Here is a 20,793-nt window from a genome sequence, read left to right on the forward strand (position 1 = left end):
TGTATCATAACCGTACGCTCCATGTTACATAAGCGGACAGGATTCGGGGATGTATTTGATTTAAGTTTCTGATATTGAGTTGTTTATTGTTTTGGTATGTTATTCATATATTAATGGCATAATCACAATTAAAAAAATACGATGCTATCACTACAACATATTTCAAAGTATTACCAAACAGGAGGCAACAAAACCTTTGTACTGAATGATCTGAGCCTGAATATTGATCAGGGCGAATTTGTGTCTATCATGGGGCCGTCAGGTTCGGGCAAATCAACCTTGCTGAATATCATCGGGATGCTTGATGAACCAACCAGCGGCTATCATTACTTTATGGAGCAGCCCGTGCATCAATTAAAAGAAAAGCAACGCTCGGCATTATATAAGCAATACATTGGCTTTGTGTTCCAGGCATACCACCTGATTGATGAGCTTACAGTTTTAGAGAATATTGAAACCCCGCTTATTTACCAAAACATTAAAGGCGCCGAGCGTAAAGCCCTGGTAGCCGATATGCTCGACAGGTTTAACATTGTAGGTAAAAAGGACCTGTTCCCGGCACAGCTATCAGGCGGACAGCAGCAACTGGTGGGCATTGCCCGCGCGCTTATTGGCAAACCCAAATTGCTTTTGGCCGATGAGCCTACGGGTAACCTTAACTCAAAACAGGGTGAGGAGATCATGGAGCTGTTTAAGAAGATCAATAAGGAAGACGGCGTAACCATTATCCAGGTAACCCACTCGGAAAAAAATGCCGAATACGGCTCGCGCATCATCAACCTGCTGGATGGGCGCATTGAATCAACAACCACCCTTTGATAGGATTTTTACATGCGATACTTTTTATTTTATATAGTTACTGCACTGCTTTTAATTGCCGGCACAGCACAGGCACAGCAGGCTGATTCTGTTTACAGTTTGCAGCAGTGTCTGGATATAGCTATCCGCAATAACCTCGATGTTAAAAAGAGCGAGCTGGAAATGGAGCGCCAGCGTATTTACTGGAAACAGGCAAGGCTTAATCTGCTGCCAACCATTAATGGCAATGTTGATCATTCTATTAACAATGGCCGTAGCCAAAATGCCGACCTTACCTATGTTAACGCGCAGATTACTAACGCAAATTACAACCTGAACAGTAACCTGGTGCTTTTTGATGGTTTGGCCATGTTCAGCAGTATTAAACAAACAGCGCTTGCTTATCAGGCCGGTCAGATGGATTTTCAGGCAGCAAAAAATAGCATCAGCCTGAATGTTATCACTACCTACCTGGCCATGCTTAATAACGAGGACCAGGTAACACAGGCTGAAACCCAGGTGCAGGTATCACAACAACAGGTTGACAGGCTCACTGTGCTCAATCGGGATGGTAACGTTACGCCGGCGGAATTTTTTAATTTAAAGGGACAATTAGCAAACGATCAGTTATCGCTCATTACCGCTAAAAACAACCTGATCGCCTCCAGGCTTAATTTGCTTGAGCTGATGAACATACCTTATAACAAGAACATAAAATTTGAACGCCTGAGTGCTGGCGAACTGCCCGCGGCTTATAAAACCGCCCAAGAAGATGTGTATAATACCGCGCTTAAGGATTTGGCGCAGGTTAGAGCGACAGAGTTACGCGTGCAAAGTTCAGAAAAAGCAGTTAAAGTAGCTAAGGGGCGTATTTTCCCGACACTAAGTTTGTATTCAGGCGTGTTTACACAGTATTCAAGCGGGTCGGCAGGTAGTTACACAACTCAGTTCCGTAATAACTATAATACATCGTTCGGCTTAAATTTGTCTATCCCTTTTTTAAATGGATTTAAGCGTAGAAACGATATAGCGATGGCCAAAATAAACCTGCAGGAATCACAGTATGTTGATTACACCACTAAGGTAAAGCTCAAACAAAATGTTGAGCAGGCCTATGCTAACATGACCCTGGCTTTGGAGCGCTATAAAATTCAATCAGATCAGGTGGCGGCATATTCCGAGGCTTTTCGAACTACCGAGATCAGGTTCAATGCCGGCGCGGTTACCTCAGTAGAATTTGTTATAGCCAAAGGCAATCTTGACCGCTCGCGCACCAACCTGATAATTGCCCGCTACGATTATTTTATCCGTACTAAAATATTGGATTATTACCAAAACCGGCTTTCATTTAATTGATAGCTTTCGTCGTCACAATAGTTTAACGGGCCAACTTACCAAGATGGCCCGTTTTGTTTTAAAGGTTGTATTTTATCTTTATCATTGAGGTATGAAATATTTAATGTGCTTTCTGAGCTTTGTTTTATTTGCAGCGCCAATTGAATTGGAGAAACGTGAGCTGTTTGATAAAAAAGTTGAAATATTAATACCGAAAGAGTTTAAGATAATGAGCGCGGAAATGTTGAATTTCAAATATCCAAACAGGGTAAACCGCCCTAAACTGGTATTTACTAATGAAGATGGAACAGTCAATGTTGCATTAAATATGTTAGCTAATTCTGCTACGCAGGCAAACGTTACGGCTTATAAAGATGCAATAAAAAATAGCTATAGAAAGGCGTTCCCTACAGCTGCCTGGCAGGGAGATGGTGTAGTGAACATCAATGACAGAAAAGTCGGTTATCTGAAATTGATTACGCAAGCTGTCGATCAAAAGGTTTATAACTATTTGTTTTTAACAGATGTTGACGGCAAAATAATGGTCGGTACGTTTAATTGTACTGAAAAGCTGATGCCGGAGTGGGAGCCTATTGCTCAAAAGATAGTGTCATCCTTAATCGTAAAAGCAAAATAACTACGGTTTCGAAGTCCAGTTACTTCTTTTTTTTGCAAGGGGGCGGTTAACAGCAAATTTAATGGAACTTTTTTCATCCGAAATCAGTTTAAAGGGTTGGTGTAACTTAGTGGGTGTACGCTATTAATAAATTTAACTGACGGCGTTATATGAAAAAACTGATACTCTTCTTTTCGGCATTACTATTATTGGTAACAGCCTGTAAAAAAGATCCGGCAAATTTTACCGGGTACGAAAATGTTATAGCGTCTGTTGATAGCTACCAGCCGCTATTGAAAGGTAGCTATTGGGTTTACGCCGCAACTTCCGGTTCATCAACCGATACCATTGTAAAAACCATTAACGGCAATACGCTCAATATAAATGGTAATACTTATTACGAAGCAAGCGTAGTATCAGCCGCCAATGGTACCTCAAAAGAGTATTATTATTCTGACGGGCATAATTATTACGCCCGCACTATTGATGCCCTGCTGAGCGACGAGCCGGTTAATTTTTATTACCTCGTCGATACCGCTAAAGATAACACAGGCTGGAGCGGCAGGCTAACAAACAACGGCATGGTTGAAGGCAGGGAAGTGATACAGGTTGGCCTCATGAAAAATAACGACACCACCCGCAATGTACTCGGTAAGGATTACAGTAAGGTAGTAAGTACCGCTGTTATCGTATCGGCCAGGGATGACGATGGCAGTTATGCAACGTTATACACTTACAATCATTACATGGTTAAGGGTATAGGTACCATACAAACCGATATACAGCAAGGTAATCAGTTAATTGGCAGCATTAGCCTGGTGCGGTACTTTATTCCTGAATTACCGGCAAACTAAAACAAAAAACCTTACGCCCGAATTTGTAATTTAGTGTCCGCAAAAAACGGATACGCTTAACTATGCTCCAAAAGCTAACCATAAACAATTACGCACTGATTGACAACCTGGAGATCAGTTTTGATAAGGGCCTCAACATACTTACCGGCGAAACGGGCGCGGGTAAATCCATTATTTTGGGTGGCTTGTCGCTTATTTTAGGCCAGCGTGCCGAGAGCCGTTACTTTTTCAATCAACAGAAAAAATGTATCATCGAGGGCTTGTTCCGGGTAGATAACCTCGGTATAAAAGAGTTTTTGGCAGAGAACGATCTGGATTATGATGCTGAAACGGTGCTGCGCCGTGAAATATCAGCCGACGGCAAATCTCGCGCTTTTGTTAACGATACGCCTGTGAACCTGGCTACTCTGAAACAATTGGGCGAAAAGCTTATTGATATACACTCGCAGCACGCCACGCTTGAAATTAACGACCCGGAATTTCAGTTAATGGTGGTTGATGCCGTAGCAGGTAACGCTTCGCAACTGGAAGCTTATCAGGCTAAATTTAAACAATACCGTACCGAAAACACTCGCCTTAAGCAACTGATTGAAGACAGCGAAAAGGCCAAGGCCGATCTGGATTATTACCAATTTCAGTTTGATGAACTGGAAAAGGCCGGTTTGGCAGCTGATGAGCAGGAGCAGCTGGAGCAGGAGCTTTATACCCTCAATAACGCCGAAGAAATTAAACGTAACCTGCTTGGCGCAAACTATTTGTTGCAGGATGGCGAAGCAGCAGTGCTGGCGCAGCTGAAAGAGGCCGGACAGCAATTATTGGCTCTCGAAAAATTTAACCCGGAGATTGAAGACTTGCATACCCGACTTAACAGTACGGTTATCGAGCTGAAAGATATTGCCGCCGAAATTGAAAACCTGGAGCAACGCACGTTTACTAACGAGGCGCGTGCTGGCGAGGTAAACGAAAGGCTGAGCATACTCTATAACCTGCAAAAAAAGCACCGGGTAAACACCAATGCCGAACTGCTGCAACTGCAGGACGAACTATCGGTTAAAATAGAACAAGCCATATCAAGCGATGATGCCATCGAAAAATTGCAAAAAGACATTGCATCTATAAAAAAGGATCTGGAAAAGCAGTCGGCCGAGTTATCTGCCAAACGCGCCAGCGCTATTCCATCAATAGAACAGCAGGTGATATATACCCTGGCTGAAATGGGCATGGGTAATTCCGTCTTAAAAATAGAGCTCAACAAGGCGCCTGATTTTACTAAAACAGGTACCGACGTTGTACGTTTCCTGTTCTCGGCCAATAAAGGCCACGCGCCGGGTGAAATGAGCAAGGTAGCATCAGGCGGTGAGCTTTCGCGGTTGATGCTGAGCATTAAATCGTTAGTAGCACAATACACCGCTTTGCCAAGTATTATTTTTGATGAGATAGATACCGGCGTATCCGGCGAGGTGGCCAACAAGGTAGGGCAGATCATGGAGCGCCTGGCGGCTAACCTGCAGGTAATTACCATTACGCACCTGCCGCAAATAGCCAGCAAGGGGCAACGCCACTTTTTTGTATATAAAGATCAGCAGGGCGATGTTACCTACAGTCGTATAAAAGCACTTGCCGAGCAGGAGCGCGTACTTGAAATTGCCAAAATGCTAAGCGGCGATAAGCCCGGCGAAAGCGCCCTGCAAAACGCGAGGGAACTGCTTTCTTTATAGGTTGGCAGTTGCCGGTTTGCGGTTAGCAGTTGTGTAATTAATAAGATACCTGCCTGCCGCAAACTGATAGCGGCAAACTGCCAACCGAACACCGTCAACTGAAAAAATAATTATAACTTTACCCCGATTATAAAAAACTCATATAATGGCTTTTAATTTATTACAAGGTAAAAAAGGGATAATATTTGGTGCCCTTAACGAGCAATCAATAGCCTGGAAGGTAGCACAGCGCGCCGTACAGGAAGGTGCCGAAATAGTATTAAGCAATGCACCTATTGCCTTGCGCATGGGCGAATTGAACAAATTGGCCGAGGAATGCAACGCGCCGGTTATTGCTGCCGACGTTACCAGCAACCAGGATATTGAAAACCTGCTTACCAAAACACAGGAGCATTTTAACGGCGGTGTCGATTTTATCCTGCACTCTATAGGTATGAGCGTTAACGTGCGTAAAAACATCCCTTATCCTGAAAATAACTACGATTATACCTTTAAAGGTTTTGATATATCGGCGCTGAGCCTGCACCGAATTTTACAGCTTGCCATGAAGCAGGATGTAATAAACGAGTGGGGATCGGTAGTGGCATTGAGCTATATAGCTGCCCAGCGTTACTTCCCGGGCTATAATGATATGGCTGATAATAAAGCCGTATTAGAAAGCATTGCCCGTAACTTTGGTTACGAGTATGGCTTGAAAAAGAAGGTACGTGTAAACACCATCTCACAATCGCCAACACGTACTACTGCCGGTTCGGGCGTTAAAGGCTTTGACGGCTTTATTGAATTTGCCGAGAAAATGAGTCCGCTGGGTAATGCCGATGCCGACCAGTGCGCTGATTACGTAGTAACCCTGTTTTCAGACCTTACCCGCATGGTAACTATGCAAAACCTGTATCACGATGGTGGTTTTTCATACACCGGCGTAACCCAGGCCGTTATTGATCAAATGGGTAAATAACATCTTAAAATATATTTAAATAACAAAGGAGGCATCAACGGCCTCCTTTGTTATTTACTAACTTTCTGTTGGTGGACTGCCCCTGAAAGCATCAAGCTTTTCTATCCGTTCCAGCTTAACCGGCTTGCCTGTTTTGGCCGACTCATAAATAGCTTCCAATACTTTGTGGTCTTGCAAACCCTCTTCGCCGGGCGTATAAGGTGTTTTATTATCCATAACACATTCCGAGAAATGGTCGATTTCCAATGCAAATTGATTTTTTTCTCCTTTTGACGGATTTTGTTTCATTTCGATATCACCCTGCGTTTGCGATACTTCCATTTTTAAACCATGATAGGCGAACGCCGGGTCGAGCCCAAACCAGCCGCCGTTATCGGCGTAACAGCGATAATGTTTGGAGTCGTGCACGCCATAGCTGCACAGATTATTGGCCACCGCCCCGCTCGGGAAAAACATCTGGAACATTACTGTTTCTTCCACCTCTTTAAAACGCGGGTCGTTTGGGGTACTGTACATACTGGCCAATACGGTATGCGGTTCCTCGCCTAATAAAAAGCGGTTGGTATTGCTGCAGTATAAACCAATATCGGGCAATGAGCCACCACCGGCTAACTCTTTATCCAGGCGCCATTGTGGCGGCGCCCCGGAGTTTTGTACGTTAATTGAGTTAATTACCTTAACCTGTCCGAATTTTTTTTCGCGTGTCCATTGCATAGCCAGACGGTTGTGCGGTTCATATTGTATGCGGTAGGCAATCATCAGCTTTTTACCGGCTTTTTTGCAGGCGTCTATCATTTCCTGCGCTTCGGCGGATGAGTTGGCCATGGGTTTTTCGCATAATACATGTTTACCGGCTTTTGCCGCGCGTATGGTATATTCCTTGTGCATGGAGTTGGGTAATACAATATACACCGCGTCAATCTCCGGGTTCTTGCTTATGCTGTCGTAATTTTGATAATTGTAGATATTCTTTTCGGCAATGCCATATTGCTCGGCCACCTTTTTGGCTTTATCCGGACTGCCGCTTACCAGCGCTACTACCTTAGAGTATTTGCATTCGGCAAAGGCGGGCAGCAATTCAGCCAGTGTTAAATTACCTAAACCAACCAGCGCGTAGCCAACCCGTTTTGCAGGGGGTGAAATAGCCGGCCATTTATCTTGCTTTTCGCTTGGCGCGTGGATGGGCGGCAACTCAACCTTTATCGCATCGCTTGTTTTCTTGCTGCCGGTGCCTGCGGGTGTTTGTGCTTCGGCATCATTATTTAATGATGCACCGATAATGCCCGATGCTATGATGGTTTTGCCGGCATTCTCAATAAAACGCCTGCGGTTATAACCCGGTCCATCTTCCGGTATATTTTTATTACTCATAAAGTATCTATATTAATGGTTAATATTTTTTACTAAAAACCAATATCGCACCTATAAGTTTCAGCGGATTTATGATTATATAACTACGCTGAAGTAATTATTGCTTAACTTCTACATAAAACCCATCATATTTGTAATCATAATATTTCCACTACCTTAGTATATGCACTCATTTGATTTCAGCTTTGTAAAGGTTACCGTGTTTGATGTATTGGATGTGCTGCTGGTAGCCTTTATTATTTACCAGCTTTACAACCTGATACGCGGCACCATTGCGGCCAACATATTTATAGGTTTAGCCCTCGTGTGCGCGCTTTATTTTGTAGTGCGGGCATTGGATATGAAGCTGCTTACCGGTATACTGGGCAATTTCATGAATGTGGGTATCATCGCCATAGTGGTGGTATTTCAGCAGGAGATACGGCGGTTTTTGTTGTTAGTGGGTAAAAATGCCTCGCTGCAGCGCAACCGGGCATGGTGGCAGTATTTTTTTGGTAAAAATACGGTTGAAAAGAATAATTATATCCGCATTAAGCCCATTATAGATGCTTGTAAAAGCATGAAGCAATCGCGCACGGGCGCGCTTATCGTGATCGTAAAAATATATGATGAGCAGTTTTACCAAAATAGCTGCGAAATGATGGATGCCCGCATATCCAAGCGTTTGCTGGAGAGCATCTTCCAAAAGCATAGTCCGCTGCATGATGGGGCGGTGATTATCTCCGAAAATAAAATAAAATCAGCCAGTTGCATTTTACCGCTGACAGAAAAAAGCGATCTGCCCGCCCAGTTCGGTCTGCGCCACCGTGCTGGTATTGGTGTAACCGAGGCTAATGAGGCCACGGCCATCATCGTATCTGAAGAAACCGGCGAAATATCATACGCCAAGCAAGGCCGCGTAAAAATGAACATCAGCTTTGCCGAGCTGGAGAAGTTATTGAATAAGGATTTTTAAATTTTAAGGAGTAACCTTCACCTTCCCCGCCGTATCAGTGTTGATAATTTGCACCCTTTTTACCGGCATGTTATAACCGGTAATTTTATTGCCTTTACCGCTAATTGGTGTTTTGCTATTAAAGCCCTGTATCTTTTTTACGGGCATTCGGCTATATACAATAATATCATTATTAGTCACCCCGAATTGCATGGCAACTATTTGATTTGGTTGTGGCTTTACTTTATTCGTATCGATCGGGGTAATTTTTATTTTATCCGGATTATTTGATGTGTTTGGCTGCGGTAATACGATGTGTTGAGCACGTGCAAAGCTAAATGCCGCTGAAAATAAAGCTATAAAAACAAGTTTCTTCATGATGACAATCCGGTTTTGTAATGAAAAAGGGTTGCCTGTATTACTACAAGACAACCCTTTAGACTGAATGTTGCAAGTAAGGTTTAATTACTTGGCATCATTTATTGCTTTAATGGCATCATCAGCGGCTTTTACCGAAGCTTCATCCTTCAATTCGGCACGTTTTGTTTTAACGTTAGTGATGGCGGTGATAACATAAGGCGCAATACCGTATTGTTTATATTTAACGCCAAGGCCTTTTAAAACCTCGATGCCCTGCTGTGCATACTCCGGATTTTTTACGCGGCCAGCCATATCAGCGAATTTAGGTGCGGCGTTAAATTGCGACTGCGGACCTGATTCCTTGAATTTTTCGTACACATAAGGCCACTCTGCATCGCCACCGGCGGTTGAGTAAGCTGTGATAATAGCGGTTGATAACGCGCCTTTGCTGTCTTTCTCTAATGATTTTGCAGCTTTTAAGGCTTCAGCCGGTTCAAGTTGAGCCAGCGCATTAAGTGATGCGCCTTGCACCGCGTATGATTGGCTTTGCAAGCCATCGCGGAAAATTTTGATCATGCCGGAGGCTTTCAGCTTGCCTAATACGGTAATGGCGGCAGCTTTAACATTATTGTTGTTATCGTTACGGGCAATGTCCATCAAAACTGGCTGGGCGGCATTGCGCACCTCGTCATTAGCCATATTAGCCGCATTGATAGCTTTTATACGCAGGCCATAATACTTGTCTTTAAGTGCAGCAATGATGATCTTTTGCGCGTTTTTATCGCCCTGTGCAGGTGCAGCAGCTTCGATAGCTTCAAAGCGGTCGAGGTATAACGGCGCGTTAGCATATTGGAAAGCAAATTCTTCCAGCGTTTTTTTATCGGTTTTTTTAGCAGGTAGCACCTTGTCGCCATCAACATTCACCAGGCTTGGTTTTGAAGCTACCTTAAAGGTTAATGTATCGGCTTTATTGCGTAACCATACTTTGTGGCGTTCTTTTTTACCGCCGGCATAAATATCAACTGCAATAGGCAAAGTAAAGGCATCGCCTGTTTGAGTTTGATTTACGTACACGGTTTGTGTTTTAGTGCCTTCGTCCCATTTGTAAGTAATATCAAGCACCGGGTGGCCGGCGTTGAAATACCACTCGTTAAAAAACCAGTTCAGATCGCGGCCGCTGGCTTCTTCCAGGGCCAGGCGCAGTTGGTGCGCTTCGCCGTTTTTAAGCGCATTTGTTTTCAGGTAGATGCCCAGGCCTTTGTAAAAAGCGTCCTCACCTAAATAATTACGCAGGTAGTTAAGTATGGTGCCACCTTTTTGGTAGGTAACCACGTCAAACATATCCTCTTTATAATGGTAATGAAAGCGCACCAGATTTTTGTTTTTTGCGTCGGCGCTGCGCAGGTAGCTTTGCAGGTCGTCATAAATATGTGCGCCTCCCTCGTCCTTGCCGTACTTGTACTCTGCCCACATGGTCTCGCTAAAATCAGCGAATGACTCATTCACGGTCAGGTTGCTCCAGCTTTCGGCAGTAACATAATCACCAAACCATTGGTGAAACAACTCGTGCACTATGGTGCTGCGGCCGCCATCGTAACCGGCATCCATCAGTTCACGCGGAGTACCTTGAACATATTCGCCATGCAAAGTAGCGGTGGTGTTCTCCATCGCGCCGCTTACATAATCGCGCACTACAATCTGCGCGTATTTGTTCCACGGATAATCAACGCCCAGTTTTTTAGAGTAGAATTCTATGGCTTCAGGCGTAAACCCGAAAATCTCCTTAGCATACGGCGCATACTTTGGTTCCAGATAGTAATTAACCTCTTTATTGCGCCATTTATCTTTATAAATCTTGAAATCGCCTACGGCCATCATAAACAGGTATGGCGAGTGTGGCAGTTCCATTTTCCAGGTGTCGGTACGGGTGCCGTCGGTATTGGTTTTCTGAGCGGCTAAGCGGCCGTTTGACAGCGTTACATACTTGGCAGGTACGGTCATGCTGATCTCCTGGGTGGTTTTTTGGTTAGGCTTATCAATGGTAGGGAACCATGCTGATGAAGCTTCGGTTTCGCCCTGCGTCCATATCTGCGTCGGTTTATCCTTTTCCGTACCGTCAGGATTGATAAAGTACAAACCTTTGGCATCGGTAATAGCCGCGCTGCCTTCTGATTTTAGTTCGTTGGGCTTTGCGGTATAGTCTATGTAAACTATATAATTCTCATTGTTTTGGTAAACCTTATCCAGTTTAATGGCCAGCGACAGGCTATCGTAAGTAAATTTAAGCGGCACATTTTTGCCGTTTTTAACAACCGAAATGTTTTTAATGTCCATCCCCTTAGCGTCCAGCCGCAGGCTGTCGGTAGGGTAAAAGTGCGGTTTCAGGGTAATCCACTCTTTACCATACAGGTAGCGTTTTTTGTAATCAAACCGGACATCGAGCTTGGTGTGCACCAGGTCGTTGATTTTAGGGACGGTTTCACGGTAGATCTTTAATTTAGGATCGTCGGCCGGTTTTTGCTGAGCCACAGCCGGTACAATGCAGGCGGCCATCAGGAGAGCCTCTGCAATCAGCATTTTTTTCATGTTAATGAGGTTGTTAAAACGCAAATTTAAAATATTAATAAAGCCCTGCAATCTTTACACAAATAAAGGCAGACTATAATTACTCCGCTTAAGATGCTGCAAATAGCCAAAATGTTACATGTAAAATTGTCGGTTTGGCTATATTTACGGCTAAGTTTAGCTAACCAGTTAATACACAATGCCGGGTGCATTATATATTCAATTTCTATCAACCAATATATGAAAACAAACCGCAAAATACTATCACTCATTATTGCCGCGACCATGCTGGCCGGAGCTTCATCGGCACAAACAAAAAAAGGCTATACCAGCCTGTTTGATGGCAAAACCCTTAAGGGCTGGAAACGCCTTGCCGGTACTGCCGATTATAAGGTTGTTGATGGCGCTATACAAGGCACAACTGTAACCGGCAGCGGCAACACATTTTTAGTTACCGAAAAGGAATATGGCGATTTTGTACTGGAGCTGGATGCCAAGCTTGAAAATGCCATCAGCAACTCGGGTGTGCAAACCCGCAGCCACTTTGATGCTGCGGCAAACAACGGTAAAGGTAAGGTATACGGCCGCCAGTGCGAATTTGATCCGTCGCCGCGGGCATGGGCCGGCGGTATTTACGATGAAGGCAGGCGCGACTGGCTTTATCCAATGGACCTAAATGCCAAAGCAAAAGGAGCCTTTAAAGTTGGTGAGTACAACCACATCAAAATAGAATGCATAGGCAACCAGATGAAAACATGGATAAACGGCGTGCCTATGGCTTATGTTATCGATACGGTTGATGCCAAAGGTTTTATTGGCCTGCAGGTACATGCGGTTAGTAAGCCCGAAGAGGCCGACAAAAAAATATGGTTCAAAAACATCCAGATAAAAACTACAGGTTTAAAGCCTGAGCCTTTTAATAAAGATATTTATGTGGTTAACCTGACACCGAATAGCTTGTCGGCGTTTGAAAAGCAAAGCGGCTGGCAACTGTTATTTGATGGTAGAACCAGCACCGGTTGGCACAGCGCACGTAGTGATAAATTCCCGGCAAAAGGATGGAATATCAGTAACGGGCTCATCAGCGTTGAGCCGTCTAACGGGGCTGAATCAACCAACGGCGGCGATATTGTAAGCGATGGTCAATACAAAGCTTTTGATCTGTCTTTTGAGTTCAGGTTAACAGAGGGCGCCAACAGCGGGGTGAAGTACTTTGTTACCCTTGGCGAAAAAACGCAAGGCTCGGCTATCGGGCTGGAGTACCAGGTACTTGACGATGTGCGCCATCCGGATGCTAAACTGGGCCGTGACGGCAACCGTACGCTGGCATCACTATATGATCTTATCACTGCTAAAAAGCAGCCACGGTTTACACATGCTATCGGTCAGTGGAACATCGGCAGGGTAGTGGTTTACCCTAACAACCATGTGGAGCATTACCTTAACGGTGTAAAAGTGCTGGAGTACGATCGCGGTTCAAAGGAGTTTAAGGATCTGGTTGCCATAAGTAAATATAAAGTATGGCCAAACTTTGGCGAAGCGCCGGAGGGGCACATCCTGCTGCAAGATCATGGTAATTCGGTAAGTTTCCGCAACATCAAATTGCGCAACCTTTAATAGGCATTAAGTGATTGTTAGTTTATCAAAAGCTAACAATCACTTTACTTTCATAATATAGCTTAGCAAATTGTTATGAAATATTCTACCCTCAAACGTTCGTTGCTTATCTCAGTGGTTGCTTTACTGATGGCCGCAACCGCTTTTGCTCAAAACACGGCTATAAATAAAGCGCACAGCCATAATGATTATAAGCAGAATATCCCTTTTTTGCAGGCTTATTACGCGCAGTCCGGTTCTATCGAAGCCGATGTTTTTTATTTGAACAACAAATTATATGTTGCACACGAGCGTAAGGAAATTGAAGAAGGCCGCACACTTACCGAACTTTATTTAAAGCCGCTTGCCGCGCTGTTCCGCAAAAACGGCCGCCACCCTTATGCCGATTCAACCCTGCACCTGCAACTGGTGGTGGATATAAAGGAAGATAAAGCACATGTTATCCCGCAGCTTATTAAGGAGTTGGAGCCTTATAAAGATATATTTCAACCAGGCAGTAAGCATTCCGTAAAAGTGGTATTGAGTGGCGATATGCCTGCGCCGGCCGAATTCAAGAAATATCCATCCTATATATACTTTGACGGTCGGCCAAACACTATTTATACCGATACGCAGCTAAAGCGTGTGGCCATGATCAGCGATGACTTAGGCAAGTATACCGAATGGAACGGCAAAGGCGTACTCACCAAACCGGATTCGATTAAGCTAACCACACTAATTAATAACGCACACAGCAAAGGCAAACCGTTTCGCTTTTGGGCAACGCAGGATAGCCCAAACACCTGGATCCAGTTACAAAAACTTGGTGCCAACTGGATCAACACCGATCATCCGCAGCAACTGCACGATTTTTTGGCCAATCGCCACAAAGTGGAATTTATTAACCCAAAACCTCACCCGGTTTACACACCAACCTATAAAACAGATGGCCTGAAAAAGCCCGTTAAAAACATCATCCTGCTTATTGGCGATGGCATGGGCCTTGCGCAAATTCAGGCCGGGCTAACGGCAAACCACGGGCAGTTAAACCTGCTGCAATGCCGTTATAACGGTTTCTCGCAAACCCGGGCCGCTAATTCCGACAATACCGACTCGGCAGCCGGGGCTACCGCCATGGCTACCGGCCAAAAAACCAATAACCGTTATATCAGTATCGATGTGGCAGGACGGCAATTAACCCGCATTCCGGATACTTTGGCTGCAAACAAAATAAAGAGCGGCATCATCAGCTGTGCTGATATTACCGATGCCACACCCGCCGCTTTTTACGCGCATAACAACGAGCGCAGTAACTCAACTGCCATAGCGGCCGATTTGCTGACCAGTAATGTGGATATATTGATAGGTTCAAACCAGAAAAGCTTTTTCAATAATCCGGATGCCGGGCTGATGCAGAAAATCAAAGCAAAAGGTTATACAGTCGATACTACGCTTACGGCATTGCAGCAGCAAAAGCAAGGCAAACAACTGGTGCTGTTAAGTGACGCGGCAACCCGCCCTGTAATAAAGGGTCGCGGCGATATGCTGAGCCAATCGTTAAAAGAAACCATCCGCTTATTATCCACCAATGAAAAAGGCTTTTTTATTATGGCCGAGGGCGCGCAGATTGACCATGGCGGGCATGCCAACGATCTGCCTTTCCTGGTTACCGAAATGCTCGACTTTGACCGTGCCGTGGGCGAGGCGCTCAGGTTTGCCGACCAGGATGGTGAAACATTAGTAATTATTACTGCCGACCATGAAACCGGAGGCCTGAGCTTACTTGATGCTTCAACCGCCGAAGGGCGTGTACTGGGCAATTTTAGCACAAACGATCATACCAGTATTAACGTTCCTGTTTTCGCTTACGGACCAAATGCGGGCGAATTTATCGGCACTTATCAAAATACGGAGATATTTAATAAGATAGTAAAGCTGCTTATAGGCTCAGGTAAATTAGATAATTAAATAAAACAACAAAGGGTTTATCAATTATTGATAAACCCTTTGTTGTTTACTTAAGACTAGATTTTTAATTTATCTTAATATTAATTGATCGTGGGGCCGATTTTAAAGAGCCTTTTTTGGCAATCAACGTAATCGTATAAACTCCCGGTGCGCCAAACTTTACTTCGGGATGTTCTGCCGTAGATGACGCGGGTGCTCCGTTACTAAATGTCCACTCCCAGGCATCAGCGTTAGTTGATTGATTTACTAATTGTATGGGTTCATTTACAGTATATGGGTATGGATGATAAGGCAGAGCAAAACGTGCTATTGGGTTATTGTTAGGTGCTACAGTTATAGTATCAGTGAAAGTATTTTCATCCTGTCCTTTTATAGCAGTAAGCTTTACAATATAGTCACCGGCTTGGTTAAAGGTATGCTGCAAGTCGGTTGAGTTGTAGGTATTGCCATTAATCTGCCATTTATAGAAATCAGCGTTTACTGATTCGTTTTTAAAAAGTACAGTAGCCGGAGCATAGTTGCGTTGATCTTTAAACGTGTATGAAAAATATGCAGCTGGCATTTCGTTACCAGCAATAGCTATAGTTTGCTGGTACACCGCTTTATTATCGCCTTTGCCAGCAACCAAAGTTATAGTATAAGCACCTGCCGCAGTAAATTTTACATCATCAGGCGTATGTTTAGCTGATGTTTGTCCGTTGCCAAAATCCCATTTATAAGTATCTGCATTTTTTGAGGCGTTGGTGAATTTAATATTGCTGTTAACACGTTGCACGCCCGACCAATTAAAATAAGCAATTATTGCACTACCATTATTGTCAGGTTGTTCATTAATTCTTTGTTTACTTTTTTTGCAAGAACTTATCAGCGTTAGCACAGCTAAAACTAAACTTAGCCTGATTAATAGTTTCATAGAATATAGGGAGAGGTAGGGTTGAGAGATGTATAAAGGGGAGATAATCACTCCCCTTATAAAAGTTTATTTTATATTGTAGCTCATTAGCTCCGTTTTAGCTACTTGTTTGTTTTGTACAGTGCCATAAGTAGCGATCATGCCTACACCTTTGGCGATGTAAAAATCCATTTGCGATACTGTTACCCAGTTATTGTTAACCTTAAAGCCGGTTTCAACCACGGTATGTATTACGTTGCTATAACTTTTACCAAGGATAGTTTTTGAAATGCCTTTTTCCTTGATAGTGGTTTTCAGGCGTGCCTGTATGTCACCGTCTTCATCTTCAATAGTAAACAGGGTTTCCCAGCTATCGTTAACCGCCTTTGAAGCATTTAGGTATGCAAACTCAAGGTCCTCGTCGGCAACTTCATCATGAATAATAGTGCTGTAAATGTTATTGTTTAAGCCCAGATAAGTTTCCTCGTTTTCTTCGCCCCCTACTGTTTTGGCCACGTAAAACTTTTTGTTGTTGATGGTTTTGGTTTGTGTAGTCATGGTATTAACGCTGGTATCAACCAACGGGCCTCCTTCGCCCAGGTCAATTTCGGTGCGGTATTTCCACTCTGACCCGGCGGTAAATGGCTGGTAGGTGTTTGAGCCGCCACCCGGATTGTTGTCGTTATCGTCTTTTTTGCATGATGCTAAAAATAAAGCGCTTATTGCTAAAAGGGTATAGATTGTTTTTTTCATTGTGATTGAATTTAAATTGTGCCCGTATAGAGCCGTTCTTATTTTGATAAATGTTTGGTTTGCCACACTCGCTACAGGGTACCGCTGTTGCATTGTGGCCGTTTTGAAAGACATTGACGGACATTTATTTCGGAACGTTACAGCTGTGTAACAAAAAAATTATACAATAATTTGCTTAGTGTAAAGTGTTACGCCAACGTGTGTTATGCGTACGGTACATTAATGTGATATGTAAAATCACCGCAAAAAACTGCAGACTTAGTGTGTTGACTTTCGTTTAAAAAAAAAATCCCAAAAAAAAGCGGAACGATGTGGGTGTCGTTCCGCTTTTTTAATGGGGCGTTTTAAATTACTTGCCCGGCGTATAGCTTACCAGTTCCATTTTATCAATTTCCATATCAAAGGCAGATGTTGTGGTGTAAATAATGCCTATGCCTTTGGCGAGGTAAACATCGTTTGCACTGTATGATACCCAATTATTATCAAACCCTACTTCAGTCTTTATGCGGGTATGCACAACATCGTTATAAACTTTGCCACGCACGGTTTTACTGATGCCTTTTTCGAGTAACTCAACATTAAAGCGCGCGTTAACGGTTTGGCCTTCGCTTACATAGCTGAATGTTTGCAGATAGCTTTCACCAATGTTTTTACTATCGTTATAAAGAGGTTGTAATGTGTTCAGCCCCATTTCAGCATTGTCAATCGTGCGGGTGTAAATACCGTTGTTGTAGCCTACATACCCGCTAACAATGCCGGCGGCACTGGTGGTTGTACCCTCGTAAAAAACCTGTCCGTCTATTTTCTTTGATTTGCCGTTTAATACGGTGGTACGGGTATCTTCCGTAACAAAATCGCCAACGCCGGCGGTAGCGTGATACACCCATTTGGCGCCTGCACTAAAAGGCTGATACGGCGCGTTTGCAGTTCCGCCGGGTATGATTCCGGTATTTGGCGTATCCGGAAAATCATCAACGCCCTTTTTACAGGCAGTAAAGGTTATTGCTAAAGCGATAAGGCACAGGTAAGCTTTTTTCATCTTTTTTGAAAGTTTGCGCTAACTTACAAAAAACAACGCGAAGTGCCCGCCGCTGTAGTTTCATCTTTGGTGTTACACGATAATCGCTTCTTATTCATAGGACCTTTTTTCTCCCCAAAAAAAAAAGACATGCGTTTGCAAATGATGCCGGTACAAACAATAATATAATCTATTAGCTATATTGATTTTACGGCCGGCAAAGGCAGGCCGCCAATGTATGCTAACAGCCTGAAACAAAATAGTTAAAAAGCATTTGACAGAGTTCAAATAAAACGTATCTTTGCAGTCCCGAATTTTACGGGTAGAATAAACGTTTAATTAATTTAATTTTAAGCAAGTGAATACGTTAAGTTACAAAACTGTCTCAGCCAACAAAAAAACCGTTAACAAGGAGTGGGTTGTTGTTGACGCGGAAGGCGAGATTTTGGGGCGCTTGTCTTCTAAGATCGCCATGATCATCAGAGGAAAAAACAAGCCAAGCTTTACCCCAAACGTAGACTGCGGTGATAACGTTATTGTTATTAATGCAGACAAGGTAAAACTGACCGGAAACAAGTTTGCCGATAAGCAATATGTTTCTTACACTGGTTACCCAGGTGGTCAGCGTTTCATTTCTCCTAAGGAGTTAATGGCAAAGCATCCTGAACGCGTAATTGAAAAAGCCGTTCGTGGTATGTTACCTAAGAATCGTTTGGGCAAGGCCTTATTTGGTAACCTGCATGTTTATGCTGGTGCCGAACATCCGCACGCCGCTCAAAACCCTAAAACCATTTAACTTTTTAATTTCTAAAGGAGAAAAGAAATGCCAACAACTAACACTTCAGGCAGAAGAAAAACCGCCGTTGCCCGCATTTATTTAAGCGAAGGTAGTGGCAACATTACCGTTAACGGTAAAGATTACAAAGAGTACTTCCCAACATTGCCGCTACAATACATCGTTAACCAATCAGCAGAGGTTGCGGGTGTAGCTGGCCAGTACGATGTTAAGGTAAACGTAGCAGGTGGTGGTGTTAAAGGACAGGCCGAGGCCGTTCGTTTAGCTATCGCTAAAGCTATTGTTGAGCTTGACGCTGAAAAGAAACCAGCATTACGCGCTAAAGGTTTAATGACACGTGATGACCGTATGGTTGAGCGTAAAAAACCAGGACGCCGTAAAGCGAGAAGAAGATTTCAATTCAGTAAACGTTAATATTTTAAGGAGGACTCAACAATGGCAAGAACAACATATCAGGATTTACTGGATGCAGGTGTACACTTTGGTCACCTTACCCGTAAATGGGATCCGAAAATGGCTCAGTACATTTTCATGGAGCGCAACGGTATCCACATTATCGATTTAAATAAAACTTTGGCAAAAGTTGAAGAAGCAGCTTCAGCCATCAAACAAATAGTAAAATCAGGACGTAAAGTTTTATTTGTTGCTACCAAGAAACAAGCTAAAGACATCGTTGCTGAACAAGCTAAAACTGTAAACATGCCTTACGTAACCGAGCGTTGGTTAGGTGGTATGTTAACTAACTTCGCTACCGTACGCAAGTCAATCAAAAAAATGTCGAACATCGACAAACTGACTAAAGATGGTACTTACAGCATCCTTTCTAAAAAAGAGCGTTTGATGATTCAGCGTGAGCGTATCAAACTTGAAACTTTATTAGGTGGTATTGCTGACCTTAACCGCTTACCGGCTGCGTTGTTCCTGATCGACGTTAAGAAAGAGCACATCGCTGTTTCTGAAGCGTTGAAACTGAACATCCCAACCTTCGCGATGGTTGATACTAACTCTGATCCTTCAAACATCGATTTCCCGATCCCGGCGAATGATGATGCTACAAAATCAATCTCTTTGATCACTTCAATCATCATCAAAGCTATTGAAGAAGGTTTAGACGAGCGCAAACGCGAGAAAGAAGACGAAGCTGAAAAAGAAGCAGCTGCTGCTAAAGCAAAAGCTGATAGCCCTGAGGCTGCTGCCGAAGGTGGCAAAAGAGCACGTAAAGTAACAGCTGAGGCTGAAACTGAAACCGAAGCTCCATCTGCCGAAGCTTCTTCAACTGAAGAATAATATTGAGTAAACAAAATGGTAATGAACAACAGGCATAGTCCCGTTGTTCATTATTCGTTACTCACCAAGCAAACAAAAAACTTAAAAAAATATGTCTACAGTACAAATATCTGCCGCCGACGTAAACAGACTGCGCCAGCAAACCGGTGCCGGTATGATGGATTGCAAAAAAGCTTTAACTGAAACCAATGGTGACTTTGAAGCAGCAATTGACTATTTAAGAAAAAAAGGTGCTAAAGTAGCAGCAAGCCGTCAGGACCGCGAGTCAAACGAAGGTGTTGTTATTGCACGTGCCTCTGCCGATGGCAAAAAAGGTGTTGTAATTGAGCTTAACTGCGAAACTGATTTCGTAGCTAAAAACGCTGAGTTCATCGCTTTTGCTAACGCTATCGCTAACGCCGCTGTTGAAAAAACTCCGGCTTCAATTGATGAGTTGTACAAACTTGAAATTGATACCGAAACTTCACGTATCTCTATCGGCGAAGCCATTACCGACAAAACCGGTAAAATTGGCGAGAAGATAGGTGTATCAAAATACGAGATTGTTGAAGGTGAGAAAGTAATTGGTTACATCCACGGTAACTTCCGTTTAGGTGTATTGGTTGCTTTAAGCGCTAACGCCGAAGGTGCTGAAGAAGCAGGTAAAGACGTAGCGATGCAAATTGCTGCCATGAACCCGGTTGCTATTGATAAAGATGGTGTTGACGCTACAACTATTGAGCGTGAACTGGCTATCGCTAAAGAGCAAATTCGTGCCGAAGGTAAACCGGAAGAAATGGTTGAAAAAATTGCAGCCGGTAAACTTAACAAGTTTTATAAGGACTCAACCCTGTTAAACCAGGAGTTTGTTAAGGACCCATCAAAAAATATTTCACAGTTCCTGGCAACTGTTGAAAAAGGCCTTACCGTAACCGCCTTTAAGCGAGTTGCTTTAGGAGCTTAATTTTATTATCCCCCTCGTTTTAACGAGGGGG

General features: G+C 43.5%; 19 protein-coding genes. 13 read left to right on the top strand and 6 right to left on the bottom strand.

Annotation, left to right across the window (positions count from 1 at the left end):
- Positions 1 to 141: 141 nt before the first annotated feature.
- From ABD960_RS00515 to ABD960_RS00540, 6 genes are all read left to right on the top strand, one after another.
- On the top strand, positions 142 to 819 hold the full coding sequence (locus tag ABD960_RS00515) for an ABC transporter ATP-binding protein (RefSeq protein ID WP_345328851.1): 678 nt from the start codon (positions 142 to 144) through the stop codon (positions 817 to 819).
- A 12-nt stretch (positions 820 to 831) separates the two neighbouring features.
- Positions 832 to 2,154 carry a TolC family protein gene (locus ABD960_RS00520; RefSeq protein WP_345328853.1) on the top strand — a complete coding sequence of 441 codons (1,323 nt, stop codon included), beginning with the start codon at positions 832 to 834 and terminating at the stop codon, positions 2,152 to 2,154.
- 91 nt (positions 2,155 to 2,245) lie between these two features.
- On the top strand, positions 2,246 to 2,770 hold the full coding sequence (locus tag ABD960_RS00525) for a hypothetical protein (RefSeq protein ID WP_345328855.1): 525 nt from the start codon (positions 2,246 to 2,248) through the stop codon (positions 2,768 to 2,770).
- A 149-nt stretch (positions 2,771 to 2,919) separates the two neighbouring features.
- Positions 2,920 to 3,603 (top strand): hypothetical protein, encoded by a 684-nt coding sequence (locus ABD960_RS00530; protein WP_345328857.1) that lies wholly within the window; start codon positions 2,920 to 2,922, stop codon positions 3,601 to 3,603.
- Positions 3,604 to 3,665: 62 nt separating this feature from the next.
- Complete coding sequence (recN, locus tag ABD960_RS00535) at positions 3,666 to 5,321, top strand: DNA repair protein RecN (RefSeq protein ID WP_345328859.1); 1,656 nt, start codon at positions 3,666 to 3,668, stop codon at positions 5,319 to 5,321.
- Positions 5,322 to 5,466: 145 nt separating this feature from the next.
- Positions 5,467 to 6,279: an enoyl-ACP reductase FabI gene (locus tag ABD960_RS00540; protein WP_345328861.1), complete on the top strand. Its 813-nt coding sequence runs from the start codon at positions 5,467 to 5,469 to the stop codon at positions 6,277 to 6,279.
- Between the two features lie 57 nt (positions 6,280 to 6,336).
- On the opposite strand, the gene ABD960_RS00545 is transcribed toward ABD960_RS00540, so the two are convergent.
- Positions 6,337 to 7,650 carry a Gfo/Idh/MocA family protein gene (locus tag ABD960_RS00545; protein WP_345328863.1) on the bottom strand — a complete coding sequence of 438 codons (1,314 nt, stop codon included), beginning with the start codon at positions 7,648 to 7,650 and terminating at the stop codon, positions 6,337 to 6,339.
- A gap of 163 nt (positions 7,651 to 7,813) precedes the next feature.
- Here ABD960_RS00545 and cdaA point away from each other — a divergent pair, with 163 nt between their 5' ends.
- Positions 7,814 to 8,605 (top strand): diadenylate cyclase CdaA, encoded by a 792-nt coding sequence (cdaA, locus tag ABD960_RS00550; RefSeq protein ID WP_345328865.1) that lies wholly within the window; start codon positions 7,814 to 7,816, stop codon positions 8,603 to 8,605.
- A 3-nt stretch (positions 8,606 to 8,608) separates the two neighbouring features.
- Here cdaA and ABD960_RS00555 read toward each other — a convergent pair whose 3' ends face one another.
- Both ABD960_RS00555 and ABD960_RS00560 read right to left on the bottom strand, forming a co-directional pair.
- Positions 8,609 to 8,962: a hypothetical protein gene (locus ABD960_RS00555; RefSeq protein WP_345328867.1), complete on the bottom strand. Its 354-nt coding sequence runs from the start codon at positions 8,960 to 8,962 to the stop codon at positions 8,609 to 8,611.
- 87 nt (positions 8,963 to 9,049) lie between these two features.
- Positions 9,050 to 11,530 (bottom strand): M1 family aminopeptidase, encoded by a 2,481-nt coding sequence (locus ABD960_RS00560; RefSeq protein WP_345328869.1) that lies wholly within the window; start codon positions 11,528 to 11,530, stop codon positions 9,050 to 9,052.
- Between the two features lie 219 nt (positions 11,531 to 11,749).
- On the opposite strand from ABD960_RS00560, the gene ABD960_RS00565 reads away from it, so the two are divergent.
- Together ABD960_RS00565 and ABD960_RS00570 are read left to right on the top strand one after the other, a co-directional pair.
- Positions 11,750 to 13,126 (top strand): 3-keto-disaccharide hydrolase, encoded by a 1,377-nt coding sequence (locus ABD960_RS00565; RefSeq protein ID WP_345328871.1) that lies wholly within the window; start codon positions 11,750 to 11,752, stop codon positions 13,124 to 13,126.
- Between the two features lie 75 nt (positions 13,127 to 13,201).
- A complete protein-coding gene (locus tag ABD960_RS00570) occupies positions 13,202 to 15,073 on the top strand; it encodes an alkaline phosphatase (RefSeq protein ID WP_345328873.1) in 1,872 nt (623 codons plus the stop codon).
- A 64-nt stretch (positions 15,074 to 15,137) separates the two neighbouring features.
- Here the strand turns inward: ABD960_RS00570 and ABD960_RS00575 are convergent, their stop codons facing one another.
- From ABD960_RS00575 to ABD960_RS00585, 3 genes are all read right to left on the bottom strand, one after another.
- Entirely contained in the window at positions 15,138 to 15,848 is a 711-nt protein-coding gene (locus ABD960_RS00575) for a PKD domain-containing protein (protein WP_345328875.1), read from the bottom strand.
- A 204-nt stretch (positions 15,849 to 16,052) separates the two neighbouring features.
- Positions 16,053 to 16,718 (bottom strand): hypothetical protein, encoded by a 666-nt coding sequence (locus ABD960_RS00580; RefSeq protein ID WP_345328877.1) that lies wholly within the window; start codon positions 16,716 to 16,718, stop codon positions 16,053 to 16,055.
- Positions 16,719 to 17,067: 349 nt separating this feature from the next.
- Entirely contained in the window at positions 17,068 to 17,757 is a 690-nt protein-coding gene (locus ABD960_RS00585) for a hypothetical protein (protein ID WP_345328879.1), read from the bottom strand.
- 337 nt (positions 17,758 to 18,094) lie between these two features.
- Here ABD960_RS00585 and rplM point away from each other — a divergent pair, with 337 nt between their 5' ends.
- From rplM to tsf, 4 genes are all read left to right on the top strand, one after another.
- On the top strand, positions 18,095 to 18,532 hold the full coding sequence (rplM, locus tag ABD960_RS00590) for a 50S ribosomal protein L13 (RefSeq protein ID WP_194100815.1): 438 nt from the start codon (positions 18,095 to 18,097) through the stop codon (positions 18,530 to 18,532).
- Between the two features lie 27 nt (positions 18,533 to 18,559).
- The gene (rpsI, locus tag ABD960_RS00595; RefSeq protein ID WP_345328885.1) at positions 18,560 to 18,946 is read left to right on the top strand and encodes a 30S ribosomal protein S9; all 387 of its coding nucleotides are present in this window, start codon (positions 18,560 to 18,562) and stop codon (positions 18,944 to 18,946) included.
- Positions 18,947 to 18,967: 21 nt separating this feature from the next.
- The gene (rpsB, locus tag ABD960_RS00600; RefSeq protein ID WP_345328886.1) at positions 18,968 to 19,819 is read left to right on the top strand and encodes a 30S ribosomal protein S2; all 852 of its coding nucleotides are present in this window, start codon (positions 18,968 to 18,970) and stop codon (positions 19,817 to 19,819) included.
- Positions 19,820 to 19,910: 91 nt separating this feature from the next.
- Positions 19,911 to 20,762 carry a translation elongation factor Ts gene (tsf, locus tag ABD960_RS00605; RefSeq protein WP_232177153.1) on the top strand — a complete coding sequence of 284 codons (852 nt, stop codon included), beginning with the start codon at positions 19,911 to 19,913 and terminating at the stop codon, positions 20,760 to 20,762.
- Positions 20,763 to 20,793 lie beyond the last annotated feature (31 nt).

The sequence above is a fragment of the Mucilaginibacter defluvii genome (genome assembly GCF_039543225.1).
Taxonomy (GTDB): Bacteria; Bacteroidota; Bacteroidia; order Sphingobacteriales; family Sphingobacteriaceae; genus Mucilaginibacter; species Mucilaginibacter defluvii.